Here is a 17,258-nt window from a genome sequence, read left to right on the forward strand (position 1 = left end):
CGGATGTCGCAGACAGACGCAGCATCGCCCGAGGGCGCCTCCGACGACTCGCGCCGTATCGCCCTCGCCCGGGCCTGGGTGGCGCAGGACCCCGACCCCGAGACGCGCGTCGAGCTCGACGAACTCGTCGCACGGGTCGAGGCCGGTGACCCCGAGGCATCCGCCGACCTCGCCGACCGGTTCGATCAGCGACTCGCGTTCGGCACGGCCGGCCTCCGCGGCGAGATCGCCGCCGGCCCCAACCGCATGAACCGCGTGCTCGTGTCGCAGGCCGCCGCCGGGCTCGGGGCGTTCCTGCTCGAGCGTGCTCCCGGCACGACCCCGTCGGTCGTCATCGGCTACGACGGGCGCCGCAACTCGGCCGTCTTCGCCCGAGACTCCGCCGAGGTCCTCTCGGGTGCCGGCATCCGGGCGATCCTGCTGCCGCGGCTGCTGCCGACGCCCGTGCTCGCGTTCGCCGTGCGCCACCTCGACGTCTCCGCCGGCATCATGGTCACCGCATCGCACAACCCGCCGAACGACAACGGCTACAAGGTGTACCTCGGCGGGCGGGACCACGGCTCGCAGATCGTCTCGCCGTCAGATGCCGAGATCGCCGCGCACATCGCCGGCGTCGCCGCCACGACGCTCGTGACCGACCTGCCGCGCGGCGAGTTCGAGACCGCCGACGAATCCCTCGTCGACGCCTACGTGCAGGCGACCGCGCGCGAGGCGGGCTACGCCCCTCCCGCGCAGCCGAAGGTCGTGTACACCGCCATGCACGGGGTCGGGTGGGAGACCGCCGCGCGCGTGCTCGCCGCCGCCGGGTTCGACGCACCTGCGCTCGTCGACGCGCAGATCCAGCCCGACGCCGCGTTCCCGACGGTCTCGTTCCCGAATCCCGAAGAGCCGGGTGCGATGGACCTCTCGTTCGAGCGGGCGCGCGAGGTCGGCGCCGAGCTCATCGTCGCCAACGACCCCGACGCCGACCGGCTCGCGATCGCGATTCCCGATGCGACGAACGCCGAAGGCTACCGGCGCCTCACGGGCAACGAGGTCGGGCTCCTGCTCGGCTGGCGCGCCGCACGCAAGGCGGCCGACGAGACCGGCGACGGCGGCTCCGACGGCACGCTCGCGTGCTCGATCGTCTCCTCCCCCGGGCTCGAGGCCATCGCCGGGGCGTACGACCTCGACTTCGAGGCCACGCTCACCGGCTTCAAGTGGATCTCGCGCGCCCCGAACCTGCTCTTCGGGTTCGAGGAGGCGCTCGGATACCTCGTGAACCCCGGCACCGTGCGCGACAAGGACGGCATCTCGGCGGCCGTCGCCTTCCTGTCGCTCGCCGCCGAGCTGCACGCGACCGGTCGTACGGTCGCCGACCACCTCGACGAGTTCGTCGAGCGATTCGGATGCCACGCCTCCGGCCAGATCTCGTTGCGCGTCACCGACCTCAGCCGCATCGGCGCGATCATGGCGCGCCTGCGCGCCGAGCCGCCGTCGGAGATCGGCGGCATCGCGGTCGACCGCATCGAGGACCTCTCCGAAGGGTTCGGAGCCCTCGCCCCGAGCGACGTGCTGCGCATCTTCCTCGAGGGCGGGTCGCGGGTCATGGTGCGTCCGAGCGGCACCGAGCCGAAGCTCAAGGTCTACCTCGACGTCGTCGCCCACGAGGGCACCGTCGCCGAGCGTCGCGCCGCGGCATCCGACACCCTCGCCCAGCTCGAAGCCGGCATGCGGGAGCTCACCGCCTGATCGGGTTCGCCGAACTCTGATCGGACTCAGCGGGTCGGGCCGTTCGCGATGCGGGCGGCCCGACCTGCGGTGGCGACGTGCTCAGCAGGCCAGCGGTCAACCGAGCGAGCGCTCGAGCTTCGAGCCGATCTCCTCGACGTCGAAGTAGTTCACGATCTCGATGATCTCGGCGAACGATCGCCCGAGCTTCGCGCGCACGTCGGCGGCGAGCTCGGTCGACGTGAGCACGACCTGGGCGTCGGCTGCGGCCGCCGCCACCGAAGCGAGGTCGCTCGCGTCGACCGTCGCCCGCAGGCCGAGCCGGTCGAGTGCCCGCTCGGCGTTCACCTTCAGGATGGCCGAGGTGCCGATGCCCTCGCCGCAGACCGCGATGATCCTCATGCGCCGGTGCCCTCGGGCACGCCGAGCAGTCGGCGCACCTCGTCGGCGTCGCTCGCCTGCGCGAGACGGTCGATGACGCCCAGGTCGTTGAAGACGTTGGCGAGGCGGGCGACGGAGGCCACGTGCTCCTCGGCGTTGGCGACCGCCAGGCCGATCACGACGCGCACGGGGTCGTTGTGCGGATGTCCGAAGTCGACCGGGGTCGCGAGTGTGACGACCGAGAGCCCCTCACCGAGCACGTCGGGCCCAGGGCGGGCGTGCGCGAGCGCGAGGCCCGGCGCGATGACCACGTACGCCCCGAATTCCTCGATCACGCCGATCATGCGTTCGGTGTACTCGGGCTCGGCGACCTCGGCGCGCGTGAGCGCGCGACCGGACTCTCGCACCGCAGCGCGCCAGTCGGGGACGTCGGCACCGAGGACGACCGCCGTGTCAGGCAGTGTCGTGGTCATGTCTGGTCGTTCCGTTTCAGCACGGGATCGCGCGGTGGCTCGAGGTTCGGGAGTGCACTGGGCGTCGGCTCGGGCGTGCGCCGCGGCATCCGGTCAGGCTTCGTCGAAGCCCTCGCGGATGACCTCGGCGAGCTCCTCGCGGTCGTCGAGCGGAAGGAAGGTCGCCGCCGCCGCGTTCAGCTGGAACGTCTCGAAGTCGTCGAGGTCGTAGCCGAAGGCGTCGGCGAGCAACGCGAGTTCGCGCGTGAGGCTCGTGGCCGACTGCAGGCGGTTGTCGGTGTTGACCGTGACCCGGAAGCCCAGCTGGTAGAGCAGGTCGAACGGGTGGTCGATGAGCTCGTCGCCCCACGCCTCGATCGCCCCCGTCTGCAGGTTGGACGACGGGCTCAGTTCGAGCGCGATCTCGCGGTCGCGCACCCACTGGGCGATCGGGCCGAGCGAGACGTAGGTGTTCTCGTCGTCCTGACGCTCGATCGTGAGGTCTTCGGCGAGGCGCACGCCGTGACCCAGTCGGAGGGCGCGGCCGTCGAAGAGCGCGCTGCGGATCGACTCGAGGCCGTCGGCCTCGCCCGCGTGCACGGTGACGGGCAGGTACTGACCGGCCAGGAAGTCGAAGGCCGTACGGTGACGGCTCGCCGGGAAGCCCGCCTCGGCGCCGGCGATGTCGAACCCGACGACGCCGCGGTCGCGGTGGCGCACCGCGAGCTCGGCGATCTCGAGGCCGCGGTCGGCGTGCCGCATGGCCGTGATGAGCTGGCCCGTGCGGATGGCGTGACCCTGGTTGCGGGCATCGTCGATGCCCTCGTCGAGGCCCGTCTGGACCGCCTCGACCACCGCGTCGAGGCTCAGTCCCCGCGCGAGGTGCTGCTCGGGCGCCCACCGGATCTCGCCGTAGACGACGCCGTCGGCGGCGAGGTCCTGCACGAACTCGCGGGCCACCCTGGTGAGTCCCTCGCTCGTCTGCATGACGGCCGTCGTGAGGTCGAACGTCTTCAGGTACTCGACGAGCGAACCCGAATCGGCCTTCTCGGCGAACCACGAACCGAGTTCGTCGTCGTCGTGGACGGGAACGTCGACGCCTGCGGCGTCGGCGAGCTCGATGATGGTCTGCGGGCGCAGGCCGCCGTCGAGGTGGTCGTGCAGCGACACCTTGGGCAATGCCTGGATGTTCGCGCCGTCGCCCTCGAGCCGGTACTCCGTCGGAATCGTGTTCACGAGTCCACGATAGCGGCGAGGCCGCCGCGAAGTCTCGGCAATCTCGAAGCTAGCCGCCCCGAGGTCCGCCGACGTTCACCGCCGGCGGACGCCGTGGAGTCAGCGCGTGATGCGGTCGGCGATGAGCGGGCCGCCGTCGAGGACCGGTTCACCGGGCTCGCCGATGCGGTAGGCACCCTCGACCGCATCGAGCGCGCGCGCGAAACGGGCGGGCTCGTCGGCGAGGAGCGTGAACAGCGGCTCGCCCTTGCGCACCACGTCGCCCGGCTTCGCGTGCAGGTCGATGCCGGCCGCGTGGTGCACGGGGTCCTCCTTGCGCGCTCGGCCGGCGCCGAGGCGCCAGGCCGCGATGCCGAAGGGCAGCGCCTGCTGTTCGACCAGCACGCCGTCGCGCTCGGCGACCACGGTATGGGTCTCCTTCGCGACCGGCATGGCGGCGTCGGGGTCGCCACCCTGTGCGACGACGAAGGCCCGCCAGGAGTCCATCGCGCGCCCGTCGTCGAGCGCGGCCTCGACATCGGCGTCGCGCACGCCGGCGAGCTCGAGCATCTCGCGCGCGAGGGCGATGGTCAGTTCGCGCACATCGGCCGGCCCTCCGCCGGCGAGCACCTCGACCGACTCCCGCACCTCGTTGGCGTTGCCGATCGTGAGCCCGAGGGGCACGTTCATGTTCGTGATGAGGGCGGAGGTGGCGACGCCGGCGTCCTCGCCGAGCTCGACCATCGTGCGGGCGAGCTCGCGCGATCGGTCGATGTCCTGGAGGAACGCGCCGGAGCCGAACTTCACGTCGAGTACGAGCGCGCCCGTGCCCTCGGCGATCTTCTTCGACATGATCGAGCTCGCGATGAGCGGGATCGCCTCGACGGTGCCCGTGATGTCGCGGAGTGCGTAGAGCTTCTTGTCGGCAGGCGCCAGACCCGAGCCGGCGGCGCAGATGACGCCGCCGACCTCGCGGAGCTGCGCGAACATCTCCTCGTTCGTGAGGTCGGCACGCCAGCCCGGAATCGACTCGAGCTTGTCGAGCGTGCCGCCCGTGTGCCCGAGCCCGCGACCCGAGAGCTGGGGCACCGCGACGCCGAAGCTCGCGACCAGCGGCATGAGGGGCAGGGTGATCTTGTCGCCGACGCCGCCGGTGGAGTGCTTGTCGGAGGTCGGCTTGCCGAGTCCGCCGAAGTCCATGCGCTCGCCGGAGGCGATCATCGCCATGGTGAGGTCGCGGATCTCGCGACGGCTCATGCCGTTCAGGAAGATCGCCATCGTCATGGCCGACATCTGCTCGTCGGCCACGTAGCCGCGCGTGTACGCGTCGACGAGCCACCCGATCTCGGGCGTGTCGAGTTCGTGTCCGTCGCGCTTCGCCCGGATCAGGTCGACCGCGTCGAACGCCTCGATGCCGCTCATGCTCCTGCTCCCTTGTACTCGATGCCCTTGAATTCCGCGAGCTGCCTCGGTCCGAACGCGTCGGGCAGCACCTCGTCGATGGTCTTGATGCCCGAGACGGTCTCGAGCAGCATCCCCTCGGTCGAGTGCTCGTAGAGCAGCTGACGGCAGCGCCCGCACGGCATGAGCACGTTGCCGTGCCCGTCGACGCACGAGAATGCCACGAGACGCCCGCCGCCCGACATGATGAGTGCCGACACGAGCGAGCACTCGGCGCAGAGCGTCACGCCGTACGAGGCGTTCTCGACGTTGCAGCCGCTCACGATGCGGCCGTCGTCGACGACGGCCGCGGCTCCCACAGGAAACTCGGAGTACGGCACGTAGGCCTTCGCCATGGCTTCGCGCGCGCGCTCGCGAAGATCGGTCCAGTCGATCGCATCCGTTGCGGTCATGGTGCTCCCCCGTTCGTGGATGGGTGTTCTGCCGTGCTCGTGCGCGCCGGCATCGGCGCGCACGAGGTCAGGACTTGATGTACGGCTTGCCGGCAGCGGCCGGCCCGCGCACCTTGCCCACGAGCCCGGCCACGGCGAAGATCGTCACGACGTACGGGAGCATGAGCATGAACTCGCTCGGCACGGGCGACCCGATGACCGCGAGCGTGTTCTGCAGGTTCGAGGCGAAGCCGAAGAGCAGCGCGGCGAACGTCGCCTTGATCGGATCCCACTGGCCGAAGATCACGGCCGCGAGCGCGATGAAGCCGGCGCCGGCCGTCATCTCCTTGTTGAACGCGATGCCGGACCCGATGGTGAAGAACGTGCCGCCGAGGCCGGCGATCGCGCCCGCGAGGGCCACATTCCAGAACCGGGTGCGATTGACCTTGATGCCGACGGTGTCGGCGGCCTGGGGGTGCTCGCCGACCGCGCGCAGGCGCAGGCCCCACTTGGTGTGGAAGAGGCCGATGTAGACGAGTGCGACGGCCGCGTACATGAGGTAGACGACGAGCGTCTGGCGGAAGAGGACGGGCCCGATGATCGGGATGTCGCTCAGCACCGGGATCGGCAGCCGGTCGAAGCGCGGCGGCGTGTTCAGCTGCGCGGCGTTCGGCACGAGCACCTGCGAGTAGAAGAAGCTCGTGAGGCCCGTGACGAGCACGTTCAGCACGACACCGACGATGACCTGGTCGACGAAGTACTTGATCGAGAACGCCGCGAGCACGAAGGACACGAGCATGCCGGCCACCATGGCGGCGAACAGGCCGATGATCGGCAGCCCCGTGAGGCTCGCGACGAGCGCCGACGTGAACGCGCCGGCGAGCAACTGGCCCTCGATCGCGATGTTGATTACGCCGACACGCTCGGAGAGGACGCCCGAGAGCGAACCGAAGATGAGCGGCACGGCGAGGCTCAACGAGCCGAAGAGCAGCCCGACCACGGGGATCGTGGCGCCTGCGGCCGCCCACGTGAGGAAGCCGACCATGAACAGCACCGCGAAGACGACGATGAGCCAGAGCGGCACGCGGCGCTTCGACCGGACGATGAACGCGGAGTACGCGGTCGCGAGGGCGAGCAGCACGATCACGATCCACAGGGTGGGCATCGTCGGCGTGGTGATCGTGGTGAGCTGGATGACGTCCTTCGCCTCGGAGAGGCGGAACCCGGTCTCGCCCTCTCGCGGCGCGAACACCGCGAGCAGGAGGGCGATGAGCGTGAACGCGGCGAAGGCGATGGGTGCCTTCCAGCTCGTGACGACGGTCGTCGCGAGGGCGGGGACGTCGGATGCAGGCGTCTGCTGAACGGTCGTGCTCACTTCGCCTTCACCTCCTTCGTGACGATCGGACGAGGTCGCTTGGCGGCTCGTGACGGGTCGGGCAGGCGGAAGATCGTGCGCACGAGCGGCGGCGCGGCGATGAAGAGCACGATGAGGGACTGCACGACGAGCACGATCTCGACCGGAACGCCCTCGGCGGCCTGCATCGAGAAGCCGCCCGCCTTGAACGCGCCGAACAGGATGCCGGCGACGAAGATGCCCCATGGCGTCGAGCGCCCGAGCAGCGCGACCGTGATCGCGTCGAAGCCGATGCCCGCGTCGATGCCGGCCGTGAAGCCCGTCGTGACGGTGCCGAGCACCTGGCTGACGCCCGCGAGACCGAGCAGCGCACCCGCGATGAGCATCGCGTACACGTACATCGACTTCACGTTGATGCCGGCCACGCGCGCCGCGTTCGGGTTCTCGCCGACGGCGCGGAACTTGAAGCCGAGGCTCGAGCGGCTGAGGATCCACCAGACGAGCACGGTCGCGCCGACCACGAGGATGAAGCCGAAGTGCAGGTTGTACTGCGGACCGAGCAGGGCCGGGAAGATCGCGGTCTCCTTCATGGCCGGCGTCTTCGGGTTGCTCGAACCCGGGGCCTGCAGCAGGCCGGGGGTGCGCAGCATCCAGGACACGAGGTAGAAGGCGACGTAGTTCAGCATGATCGTGACGATCACCTCGTGCGCCCCGGTACGGGCCTTCAGGAGGCCCGCGATGCCGGCCCAGAGTGCGCCGCCGAGCAGGCCGCCGACGAGCGCGACGAGCATGTGCAGGCCCCACGGCAGGTCGAAGCCGAAGCCGATCCAGCCGGCCACCGACGCTGCGATGAGCATCTGGCCGCGGCCGCCGATGTTGAACATGCCGACCCGGAACGCGAGCCCGACGCCGAGACCGCCCGCGATGAGCGGCGTCGCGAACGTCAGGGTCTCGGTCAGCGGGCGGATGCCGGCCGCGAACGTGTCGCGGTTGAAGTTGTAGACCGAGCCCTGGAAGAGCGCGGTGTACGCGCCGGAGACCGACTGCCAGACCGCGACGACGGTGTCGCCAGGGCGGGCGAAGAAGTACACGCTCGCCTTCTGCACGTTCTCGTCGGTGAAGGCGATCATGATCGCGCCGACGATGAGCGCGAGGAGCACGGCGAGCACCGAGATGATCGCGTTGCCGGTGGCGATCTGGTGCAGCATCGTGTGCCAGCGCGACGGCGGCTCGACCTCGGGCTCCGCGGCCCTCGTGGCCGTGGTCGTGGTCGTGGTCGCGGGCGCGGGCGCGACGGCACCGGGCTCCTCGATCGCGACATCGGCGTCGCGTTCGCGGGGAACGGGCTCGCGGGAGTCGGCTCCGCCGACTTCGGGTTCGCGGGGGTCGCTCATGCGGCGGCTCCTTCGGTGGGGACCTCTCCGGCCATCATCAGGCCGAGCACGTCGCGGGGGGTGTTTCCGGGCACGATGCCGACGATGCGGCCCCGGTACATGACCATGATGCGGTCGGCGAGGGCGGCGACCTCGTCGAGCTCGGTCGACACGACGACGACGGGCACGCCCGAGTCGCGGGTCTCGACGATGCGCTTGTGGATGAACTCGATCGACCCGACGTCGACGCCGCGGGTCGGTTGCGCGGCCACGAGCAGGCGCAGTTCGCGGCTGAGCTCGCGTGCGAGCACGACCTTCTGCTGGTTGCCGCCCGAGAGCTGGCGCACCTTGGAGTCGATGCCCTGCGTGCGCACGTCGAACTCGGCGACCTTCTCGCGCGCGAACTGCTCGAGTGCGCCGCGCTGGATGTTGCCCGCCCGCACGAACGGCGCACCGTTGCTGCGGTCGAGCATGAGGTTCTCGGTGATCGTGAACTCGCCGACGAGGCCGTCTTCGTTGCGGTCCTCGGGCACGAACCCGACACCGGCATCGAGGATGCGGCGCGGGCTCGCGGATCTCAGCTCGATGCCGTCGATCGCGATCGACCCCTCGACGCGCGGCTGCAGGCCGAGGAGCGCCTCGGTGAGCTCGGTCTGCCCGTTGCCCTGCACGCCGGCCACGGCGAGAATCTCGCCGCGGCGCACGGTGAAGCTGACATCGTTGACGACGAGCTGTCCGATGTGGTCGATGACCGTCAGGCCCTGGACGACGAGCGCGTCCTCGCCGAGCGTGGGCGCCTCCTTGTGCACGGTCAGCTCGACGGCACGGCCGACCATGAGCGACGCGAGCTCGGCGTTCGAGGCGGTGGGCGAGGCTTCGCCCACGACCTTGCCGAGGCGGATCACCGTGATGCGGTCGGCGACCTCGCGCACCTCTCGCAGCTTGTGCGTGATGAAGACGATCGACGTGCCGCTCTCCTTGAGCTGGCGCATGATGCCCATGAGCTCGTCGGTCTCCTGCGGCGTGAGCACCGCGGTGGGCTCGTCGAAGACGAGCACGCGGGCGTCGCGCGAGAGGGCCTTGATGATCTCGACGCGTTGCTGCACGCCGACCGGCAGGTCGTCGACGAGCGCGTCGGGGTCGACGTCGAACCCGAACCGTTCGGAGATCTCGCGCACCTTCGCGCGAGCGCTCGCCAGGTCGAGGAGGCCGCCGACCTTGGTCGACTCGTGGCCGAGCATGACGTTCTCGGCGACCGTGAACACGGGGATCAGCATGAAGTGCTGGTGCACCATGCCGATGCCGGCCGCCATGGCGTCGCCCGGGCCGGCGAAGTGCTGCACCTCGTCGTCGAGGAGCACCTCGCCCTCATCGGCCTGGTAGAGGCCGTAGAGCACGTTCATGAGAGTGGATTTTCCGGCGCCGTTCTCCCCGAGCAGGCAGTGGATCTCCCCTGCCTCGACGGTGAGGTCGATGTGGTCGTTCGCGACCAAGCTGCCGAAGCGCTTCGTGATGCCGCGCAGTTCGAGCTTCATGTCCTGATCCTAGTGAAGATGGCGCATCTGCAGCAGATGGCGCTCGGATGTCGGAGCGGGCGGATGCCGCGTGCTCACGTGTTGGCCGAAGGGCCGAACGTGCGCATCTGCAGCGCCCGGTGAACGCGCAATCGGGGAGGCCGGCCGAAGCCGACCTCCCCGCTGCGCATGCCGTGGATTACTTCGAGAGGTAGGACTTGACCTCGACGTCACCGGAGATGATCGCGGCCTTCAGCTCGTCGAGCTGGCCCTGGAGGTCGGCCGGTACCTTCGACTCGAAGTCGTGGAACGGCGCGATGCCGACGCCCTCGTTCTCGAGCGTGCCGATGAACGCGGTCGGGTCGAACTCGCCGTTGCCCGCTGCGAGCACGGCGTCGTACGTGCCGACGTCGATGCCCTTGAGGATCGAGGTGAGCATGAGGTCGGCGACCGACGGGTCGGTCTCGGTGAAGTCGGCGTCGACGCCGATCATCGCGATGTCCTTGCCGGAGTCGCGGATCGCCGCAGCAGCCGACTGGTAGATCGGGCCACCGACGGGCAGGAGCACGTCGACGTTCTGGTCGATGAGGCCCTGCGCCGTGTTGCGCGCGGTGTCGTTGGCCTCGAAGCCACCCGTGAAGAGGCCGTCGGTGCCGTCCCAGCCGAGGACCTTGACGTCGGTGCCGGCCTCGGTGTTGTGGTAGTCGACGCCCTGCTTGAAGCCGTCCATGAAGATCGAGACGGTCGGGAAGTTCATGCCGCCGAAGGTGCCGACGACGCCGGTCTGGCTGTACGCGGCAGCCGCGTAACCGGCGAGGAACGCGGCCTGGGCCGTGTCGAAGAGGATCGGCTTGATGTTCTCGGCGTCGACCGTGCCGTCGAAGTCGTTGTCGGCCGCGTCGTCGATGATGACGTACTCGACGTCGGGGTTCGCGAGCGCGGATTCGACCGTGGCGGCCGAGAGGGCGAAGCCGACGGTGACGATGAGGTCGCAGCCCTGGTCGACGAGGTTCGTCAGGTTCGGTGCGTAGTCGGTCTCGGCCTCGGACTGGACGGACTTGAGCTCGACGCCCAGTTCGTCGGCGGCCTTGGTGGCGCCCTCGAAGCCGAGCTGGTTGAACGACTTGTCGTCGAACCCGCCGGAGTCGGACACCATGCAGGGCTGGAAGTCGATGGCCTCGCCACCGTCGCCACTGCCCGAATCCTCGGGAGCGGACGCGCAGCCGGCGAGCAGTACGACGCTGCCGAGCAGCGCGAGGCCGGCGAATCCGGCCTTCTTGGTCGTGACCTTCACTGTGTCCTCCAAATAGTGCGCCCCGAGACGAGAGAGCGGGGGCTGTGGGCACACGTTACCGAATGTTGCGCGCACCGCCCCATCACTTTGCGGACGCGACATCCAATGGTTATGAAGACGCGACATTCTGCTCATATGAGCACGGGCCGCCTCCCCCGCGCGGGGGTCGGCACCGCCCGGGGCCACCGGATCAGGGCGCGCTCGGCGACTCCACGACGATCTCCCCGGAGATGATCGCCTGCCGAAGACCCTCGATCTCGCCGTCGAGCTCGGGTGAGACGAGCGTCGCGAGGTCGTGGTACGGCGCGATCTCCACCCCGCCGTTCTCGAGCGTGCCGACGTAGGGCTCGTTCGTGAACGCGCCCTGCTGCACCTCGTCGACGATCTGCACCATCGCGTCCTGCGTGTTCTTCAGCACGCTGGTGAGGATCACCGGTCGGAACGACGCCGAGAGCGTCTCGTAGCCGTCGCTGTCGACCCAGATCACCGAGACGCCGCCGCGCTCGACCGCGGCCGCCGCGGCTCCCTCGCCCACTTGCCCGGCGACGGGCAGGATCACGTCGGCGCCCTGGTCGATGAACCCGTCGGTCAGCGTCTTGCCCTTGTTCACGTCTTCGAAGTCGCCGGTGAACGCGCCGTCCTGCGTCTCTTTACTCCACCCGAGCGCACGAACGCTCGTGCCGTGCACCTCGTTGTACTTCGCGACACCGTCGACGAAGCCGTCCATGAAGAGTGTCACCGGAGGCTGGTTGCCGCCGCCGAAGGTCGCGACGACGCCCGTCTTCGTCACGCCGGCCGCGAGGTACCCCGCGAGGTACGAGGCCTGCGCGGTGTCGAACACGACGGGCTTGACGTTCTCGGCCTCGATCGTCTCGTCGACGATCGCGAAGGCGGTCCCGGGGTTCGCCCCGGCCTGCTCGAGCGTCGGATCCGCGAGCTCCCAGCCGACCGTCACGACGAGCCCGCAGCCGGAGGCCACGGCCTGCTCGACGTTCGGCGCGAGGTCGGTCTCGCCGGTCGAGACGATCGCCTCGGCCTCGACGCCCAATTCCGACTCGGCCTGCTGCAGCCCCTCCCAGCTCGACTGGTTGAAGGAGCGGTCCTCGAGTCCGCCCGAGTTCGTCACCATGCGCACGCAGCCGGCGCTCTCGGTCGGCTCCGTCTTCTCGGGCGCCGCCTGGCACCCCATCAGGGCGACGGATGCCGCGACGAGCGCGATCCCGAATCCGAACCTCGTGTGCGACATCCGTGTGCTCCTTCGCGTTCTCGACCGCGTCTCGCGGCGCCTGATCTCGTTCGGTCGGTCGGTGCGGTTACAGCACGTCGCCGGAGCCGCCGAGCCGGAGCGCGTCGACGACGGCCTTCACGCGCTGCGCGTGCTCGCTCGTGGTCACGAGCAGGGCGTCGGGCGTGTCGACCACGACGATGTCCTGCACGCCGATGAGGCTGATGACGCGGTTGGATCGGCTGACGACGATGCCGCTGGAGGCGTCGGCGAGCACGCGCGCCCCCTCGCCGAGGATCGCCAGTTCGCCCGAGCGCCCGCTGGAGTTGAGCTTCGCGAGCGAGGCGAAGTCTCCGACGTCGTCCCACTGGAAGTGGCCGCGCACGACGACCAGGCGGCCTGCATCGGCCGCGGGCTCGGCGACCGAGTAGTCGATCGCGATCTTCTCGAGCTTGGGCCAGATGCGGTCGACCGCCGGCCCGCGGGTCGCGGTGTCGTCCCACGCCTCGGCGAGCTCGACGAGACCGGCGTGCAGCTCGGGCTTGTTGCGGGCGATCTCCTCGAGGAGGGTCGACGCCTTCGCGATGAACATGCCCGCGTTCCAGAGGTGCGCCCCGCCGTCGAGGTAGGTGCGCGCGGTGTCGAGGTCTGGCTTCTCGACGAAGCTCCGCACGAGCTCGACTCGCGAGGCGCCCTCGACCGCGAGCTCGGTGCCGCACTCGATGTACCCGAAGCCCACCGCGGGCTCGGTCGGCGTGATGCCGATCGTCGCGATGTAGCCCGCGCGCGCGGCGGCCACCGCGTCGGCCACCGCCGAGCGGAACAGCGCCGCCCCCGAGATGACGTGGTCTGCGGCGAACGAGCCGATGATGATGCCGGGCTCGCGGCGCTCGAGGATCGCGGCGGCGAGGCCGATGGCGGCCGTGGAGTCGCGCGGCTCGCTCTCGAGCACGACGTTCTCGTCGACGAGGTCGGGCAGCTGCGCCTCGACCGCGGCGCGATGCGCACGCCCCGTGACCACCATGATGCGCTGGTCGCCCGAGAGCGGGGCCAGGCGGTCCCAGGTGTCCTTGAGGAGCGTCTGCCCCGAACCCGTGAGGTCGTGCAGGAACTTCGGGGCGTCGGCGCGTGAGAGCGGCCAGAGCCGGGAGCCGACACCTCCCGCGGGGATCACGCTGTAGAAGTCGTCGAGGGGTTCGGCGCGCGTTGACATGCCTCAGAGGATACCGGCAGCCCTCGACATCCGTCCTCCCCGTCCCCAGCTTCCGAAACGCACGTCGATATCTCGACGTCGAGAGAGTTAGGCAGCCCTTAGCGGCGGCGCGACGGGCTCGGGACTACAATCGCATCGGGCCGTTCGGCCTGTTCGCGCCCTGAAGTCGCAGGGCCATTCACACAGCCAGGGAGGGTTGTTCATGCCAGAGAACTCGGCAGGAACCCTGGCCGCACCCGCGAAGCCGGCGAAGCAGAAGCCTGGTGGCACGCTGTATCGCGGTCGAGAGGGAATGTGGTCGTGGGTACTGCACCGGATCACCGGTGTCGCCATCTTCTTCTTCCTGCTGGTGCACATCCTCGACACCGCGCTGGTGCGAGTGAGCCCCGAGGCGTACAACGCCGTCATCGGCACATACCAGACGCCCATCATGGGCCTCGGCGAGGTCGCCCTCGTCGGCGCGATCGTGTTCCACGCCTTCAACGGCCTGCGCATCATCCTCGTCGACCTGTGGGCCTGGGCCACGCGCCACCAGAAGCTGCTGTTCTACATCGTCATCGCCCTCTGGGTCATCACGATGCTCGGTTTCACGCCCCGCCACCTCATGAACGTCTTCAGCCACTAAGGAGCCGCCGACATGTCCGTCATCGAAGCGCCTCGCAGCCAGGCACGACCCGCACGCAAGCGCGGGCTCAACCTGGAGAAGTGGGGCTGGATCTACATGCGCGCGAGCGGCGTCGTGCTGCTCGTGCTCATCTTCGGCCACCTGTTCGTGAACCTCCTGGTCGGCGAAGGCGTCAAGGCCATCGACTTCGGGTTCGTGGGCGGCAAGTGGGCCGACCCGTTCTGGCAGTGGTGGGATGTCGCGATGCTCTGGCTCGCCCTCATCCACGGCGCCAACGGCATGCGCACCATCGTGAACGACTACACCAACCCGGGCACCACCCAGAAGGTGCTGAAGGGCGCGCTGTTCCTCGCGGCGACCGTGCTCATCGTGCTCGGCACGCTCGTGGTGTTCACGTTCGACCCGTGCCCCGCAGGCTCCCCCGCCGACCTGCTTCCCTCGTTCTGCCCCGCTGCCTAGGAGAACCGTGACGTCCCAGAGCGAACACGTCGAGACGAAGATCGTCGACGGAGTCCACTACCACCAGTACGACATCGTCATCGTCGGCGCCGGCGGCGCGGGCATGCGCGCGGCGATCGAGGCCGGACCCGGCGCCCGCACGGCCGTCATCTCCAAGCTCTACCCGACGCGCTCCCACACCGGAGCCGCGCAGGGCGGCATGGCGGCCGCGCTCGCGAACGTCGAGGAAGACAGCTGGGAGTGGCACACCTTCGACACCGTCAAGGGCGGTGACTACCTCGTCGACCAGGACGCGGCCGAGATCCTCGCGAAGGAGGCCATCGACGCGGTCATCGACCTCGAGAACATGGGCCTGCCGTTCAACCGCACGCCCGAGGGCAAGATCGACCAGCGCCGCTTCGGCGGCCACACGCGCGACCACGGCAAGGCGCCCGTGCGCCGTGCCTGCTATGCCGCCGACCGCACCGGGCACATGATCCTCCAGACGCTGTTCCAGAACTGCGTGCGCCTCGGCATCGAGTTCTACAACGAGTACTACGTGCTCGACCTCGTGATGACCGAGGTCGACGGCGTCCAGCAGCCCTCCGGCGTCGTCGCGTACGACCTCGCCTCCGGCGAGCTGCACGTCTTCCAGGCGAAGGCGATCATCTTCGCCACCGGCGGCTTCGGCAAGATCTACAAGACCACCTCGAACGCGCACACCCTCACGGGCGACGGCGTCGGCATCATCTGGCGCAAGGGCCTGCCGCTCGAGGACATGGAGTTCTTCCAGTTCCACCCGACCGGCCTGGCCGGCCTCGGCATCCTCCTCACCGAGGGCGCCCGCGGTGAGGGCGCGATCCTCCGCAACGCCTCGGGCGAGCGCTTCATGGAGCGCTACGCCCCCACCATCAAGGATCTCGCCCCCCGCGACATCGTGGCGCGCTGCATGGTGCAGGAAGTGGCCGAAGGCCGCGGCGCCGGCCCGCACAAGGACTACGTGCTACTGGACTGCACGCACCTCGGCGCCGAGGTGCTCGAGACGAAGCTCCCCGACATCACCGAGTTCGCACGTACCTACCTGGGCGTCGACCCGGTCTACGAGCCCGTTCCCGTGATGCCCACCGCGCACTACGCCATGGGCGGCATCCCGACGAACGTCTCGGCCGAGGTGCTGCGCGACAACGACACCGTCGTGCCCGGCCTCTACGCCGCCGGCGAATGCGCGTGCGTCTCGGTGCACGGCTCCAACCGCCTCGGCACCAACTCGCTGCTCGACATCAACGTCTTCGGCAAGCGCGCCGGCCGCAACGCCGTCGAGTACGTCAACTCGGGAGTCGACTTCACGCCGCTGCCCGCAGACCCCGCCGCCGGCATCCGCGACATGCTCCAGCTGCTGCGCGACTCCGACGGCACCGAGCGCATCGCGGCGATCCGCAAGGAGCTGCAGGACGAGATGGACAAGAACGCGCAGGTGTTCCGCACCGACGAGTCCCTCGCCCACGTCACGAACGTGATCGCCGGCCTGCGCGAGCGCTACAAGAACATCGCCGTGCAGGACAAGGGCAAGCGGTTCAACACCGACCTGCTCGAGGCCGTCGAGCTCGGGTTCCTGCTCGACCTCGCCGAGGTCGTCGTCTACTCGGCGCGCAACCGCCAGGAGAGCCGAGGCGGCCACATGCGCGACGACTTCCCGAAGCGCGACGACGAGAACTTCATGCAGCACACGATGGCCTATCTCTCGGGCGACGCGCACTCGGCCGATGCGGCCGACCACATCCGGCTCGACTGGAAACCCGTGACCATCACCCGATACCAGCCGATGGAGAGGAAGTACTGATCGTGAGCACCACCACGCTCGAGCAGCCGCCGGCCGCTGAAGCCGCCATCCAGTCGTTCACCGTCACGTTCCTGATCCGCAGGTTCGACCCCGACGTCGACACCGAGCCGCGCTGGCAGGACTTCGACGTCGAGATGTACGCGACCGACCGCGTGCTCGACGCCCTGCACAAGATCAAGTGGGAGCAGGACGGTTCGCTCACGTTCCGTCGGTCGTGCGCGCACGGCATCTGCGGATCCGACGCGATGCGCATCAACGGCCGCAACCGGCTCGCGTGCAAGACCCTCATCAAGGACCTCGACATCTCGAAGCCCATCTACGTCGAGGCCATCAAGGGCCTGCCGCTCGAGAAGGACCTCGTCGTCGACATGGAGCCGTTCTTCGCGAGCTACCGCGAGGTGCAGCCGTTCCTCATCGCGAACTCGAAGCCCGAGTCCGGCAAGGAGCGCGTGCAGTCGATCGCCAAGCGCGAGATCTTCGACGACACCACCAAGTGCATCCTCTGCGCCGCGTGCACCTCGTCGTGCCCCGTGTTCTGGACCGACGGACAGTACTTCGGCCCGGCCGCGATCGTCAACGCGCACCGCTTCATCTTCGACGACCGTGACGATGCGGCGAACGTTCGCCTCGACATCCTGAACGACAAGGAAGGCGTATGGCGCTGCCGCACGACCTTCAACTGCACCGACGCGTGCCCCCGCGGCATCGAGGTGACCAAGGCCATCGCCGAGGTCAAGCAGGCGATCATGCGGGGCAAGCCCTGACGGTCCCCCACGCGACCTCGCCCGATGG

The 17,258-nt window shown here is 69.3% G+C and carries 16 protein-coding genes; 5 read left to right on the forward strand and 11 right to left on the reverse strand.

What is annotated here, in order from left to right:
• Window positions 1-3 precede the first annotated feature (3 nt).
• Complete coding sequence (locus ATC03_RS14360) at window positions 4-1,731, forward strand: phospho-sugar mutase (protein ID WP_084003520.1); 1,728 nt, start codon at window positions 4-6, stop codon at window positions 1,729-1,731.
• A gap of 96 nt (window positions 1,732-1,827) precedes the next feature.
• Here the strand turns inward: ATC03_RS14360 and ATC03_RS14365 are convergent, their stop codons facing one another.
• The 11 genes from ATC03_RS14365 to ATC03_RS14415 form a co-directional block, all read right to left on the reverse strand.
• Window positions 1,828-2,112: a PTS sugar transporter subunit IIB gene (locus ATC03_RS14365; protein WP_067878498.1), complete on the reverse strand. Its 285-nt coding sequence runs from the start codon at window positions 2,110-2,112 to the stop codon at window positions 1,828-1,830.
• Entirely contained in the window at window positions 2,109-2,564 is a 456-nt protein-coding gene (locus ATC03_RS14370) for a PTS sugar transporter subunit IIA (RefSeq protein WP_067878501.1), read from the reverse strand. Before ATC03_RS14370 ends, ATC03_RS14365 begins: the two co-directional genes overlap by 4 nt.
• Before the next feature lie 93 nt (window positions 2,565-2,657).
• Window positions 2,658-3,770, reverse strand: a complete 1,113-nt coding sequence (locus tag ATC03_RS14375) for an adenosine deaminase (protein WP_152031079.1) — start codon at window positions 3,768-3,770, stop codon at window positions 2,658-2,660.
• Window positions 3,771-3,878: 108 nt separating this feature from the next.
• Window positions 3,879-5,180, reverse strand: a complete 1,302-nt coding sequence (locus tag ATC03_RS14380; protein ID WP_067878507.1) for a thymidine phosphorylase — start codon at window positions 5,178-5,180, stop codon at window positions 3,879-3,881.
• Window positions 5,177-5,611 (reverse strand): cytidine deaminase, encoded by a 435-nt coding sequence (locus ATC03_RS14385; protein ID WP_067878510.1) that lies wholly within the window; start codon window positions 5,609-5,611, stop codon window positions 5,177-5,179. Before ATC03_RS14385 ends, ATC03_RS14380 begins: the two co-directional genes overlap by 4 nt.
• A 67-nt stretch (window positions 5,612-5,678) precedes the next feature.
• The gene (locus ATC03_RS14390) at window positions 5,679-6,965 is read right to left on the reverse strand and encodes an ABC transporter permease (protein WP_067878514.1); all 1,287 of its coding nucleotides are present in this window, start codon (window positions 6,963-6,965) and stop codon (window positions 5,679-5,681) included.
• The gene (locus ATC03_RS14395; RefSeq protein ID WP_084003522.1) at window positions 6,962-8,338 is read right to left on the reverse strand and encodes an ABC transporter permease; all 1,377 of its coding nucleotides are present in this window, start codon (window positions 8,336-8,338) and stop codon (window positions 6,962-6,964) included. Before ATC03_RS14395 ends, ATC03_RS14390 begins: the two co-directional genes overlap by 4 nt.
• Window positions 8,335-9,852: an ABC transporter ATP-binding protein gene (locus tag ATC03_RS14400; RefSeq protein WP_067878516.1), complete on the reverse strand. Its 1,518-nt coding sequence runs from the start codon at window positions 9,850-9,852 to the stop codon at window positions 8,335-8,337. Before ATC03_RS14400 ends, ATC03_RS14395 begins: the two co-directional genes overlap by 4 nt.
• A gap of 178 nt (window positions 9,853-10,030) precedes the next feature.
• On the reverse strand, window positions 10,031-11,125 hold the full coding sequence (locus tag ATC03_RS14405) for a BMP family lipoprotein (protein ID WP_067878520.1): 1,095 nt from the start codon (window positions 11,123-11,125) through the stop codon (window positions 10,031-10,033).
• A gap of 190 nt (window positions 11,126-11,315) precedes the next feature.
• Window positions 11,316-12,371 (reverse strand): BMP family lipoprotein, encoded by a 1,056-nt coding sequence (locus ATC03_RS14410; RefSeq protein ID WP_067878522.1) that lies wholly within the window; start codon window positions 12,369-12,371, stop codon window positions 11,316-11,318.
• A gap of 67 nt (window positions 12,372-12,438) precedes the next feature.
• Window positions 12,439-13,563 carry a mannose-1-phosphate guanylyltransferase gene (locus tag ATC03_RS14415; RefSeq protein WP_067878525.1) on the reverse strand — a complete coding sequence of 375 codons (1,125 nt, stop codon included), beginning with the start codon at window positions 13,561-13,563 and terminating at the stop codon, window positions 12,439-12,441.
• A gap of 202 nt (window positions 13,564-13,765) precedes the next feature.
• Here ATC03_RS14415 and sdhC point away from each other — a divergent pair, with 202 nt between their 5' ends.
• The 4 genes from sdhC to ATC03_RS14435 are packed head-to-tail and all read left to right on the forward strand — an operon-like array spanning window position 13,766 to window position 17,230.
• A complete protein-coding gene (sdhC, locus tag ATC03_RS14420) occupies window positions 13,766-14,188 on the forward strand; it encodes a succinate dehydrogenase, cytochrome b556 subunit (protein ID WP_074401166.1) in 423 nt (140 codons plus the stop codon).
• 12 nt (window positions 14,189-14,200) lie between these two features.
• The gene (locus tag ATC03_RS14425; protein WP_067878530.1) at window positions 14,201-14,647 is read left to right on the forward strand and encodes a succinate dehydrogenase hydrophobic membrane anchor subunit; all 447 of its coding nucleotides are present in this window, start codon (window positions 14,201-14,203) and stop codon (window positions 14,645-14,647) included.
• A gap of 7 nt (window positions 14,648-14,654) precedes the next feature.
• Window positions 14,655-16,466 (forward strand): succinate dehydrogenase flavoprotein subunit, encoded by a 1,812-nt coding sequence (sdhA, locus tag ATC03_RS14430; protein ID WP_067878532.1) that lies wholly within the window; start codon window positions 14,655-14,657, stop codon window positions 16,464-16,466.
• A gap of 2 nt (window positions 16,467-16,468) precedes the next feature.
• Window positions 16,469-17,230: a succinate dehydrogenase iron-sulfur subunit gene (locus ATC03_RS14435; RefSeq protein ID WP_067878535.1), complete on the forward strand. Its 762-nt coding sequence runs from the start codon at window positions 16,469-16,471 to the stop codon at window positions 17,228-17,230.
• Window positions 17,231-17,258: the final 28 nt, after the last annotated feature.

Origin of the sequence: Agromyces aureus, assembly GCF_001660485.1 — a bacterium.
Taxonomy (GTDB): Bacteria; Actinomycetota; Actinomycetes; order Actinomycetales; family Microbacteriaceae; genus Agromyces; species Agromyces aureus.

Excerpts from the sequence above, each read along its gene's own strand:
- ATC03_RS14415 (WP_067878525.1), bottom strand. The coding sequence starts at position 13,563 with ATGTCAACGCGCGCCGAACCCCTCGACGACTTCTACAGCGTGATCCCC.
- ATC03_RS14365 (WP_067878498.1), bottom strand. The coding sequence starts at position 2,112 with ATGAGGATCATCGCGGTCTGCGGCGAGGGCATCGGCACCTCGGCCATC.
- ATC03_RS14385 (WP_067878510.1), bottom strand. The coding sequence starts at position 5,611 with ATGACCGCAACGGATGCGATCGACTGGACCGATCTTCGCGAGCGCGCG.
- ATC03_RS14370 (WP_067878501.1), bottom strand. The coding sequence starts at position 2,564 with ATGACCACGACACTGCCTGACACGGCGGTCGTCCTCGGTGCCGACGTC.
- ATC03_RS14360 (WP_084003520.1), top strand. The coding sequence starts at position 4 with ATGTCGCAGACAGACGCAGCATCGCCCGAGGGCGCCTCCGACGACTCG.
- ATC03_RS14400 (WP_067878516.1), bottom strand. The coding sequence starts at position 9,852 with ATGAAGCTCGAACTGCGCGGCATCACGAAGCGCTTCGGCAGCTTGGTC.
- ATC03_RS14395 (WP_084003522.1), bottom strand. The coding sequence starts at position 8,338 with ATGAGCGACCCCCGCGAACCCGAAGTCGGCGGAGCCGACTCCCGCGAG.
- ATC03_RS14425 (WP_067878530.1), top strand. The coding sequence starts at position 14,201 with ATGTCCGTCATCGAAGCGCCTCGCAGCCAGGCACGACCCGCACGCAAG.
- sdhC (WP_074401166.1), top strand. The coding sequence starts at position 13,766 with ATGCCAGAGAACTCGGCAGGAACCCTGGCCGCACCCGCGAAGCCGGCG.
- ATC03_RS14380 (WP_067878507.1), bottom strand. The coding sequence starts at position 5,180 with ATGAGCGGCATCGAGGCGTTCGACGCGGTCGACCTGATCCGGGCGAAG.
- ATC03_RS14410 (WP_067878522.1), bottom strand. The coding sequence starts at position 12,371 with ATGTCGCACACGAGGTTCGGATTCGGGATCGCGCTCGTCGCGGCATCC.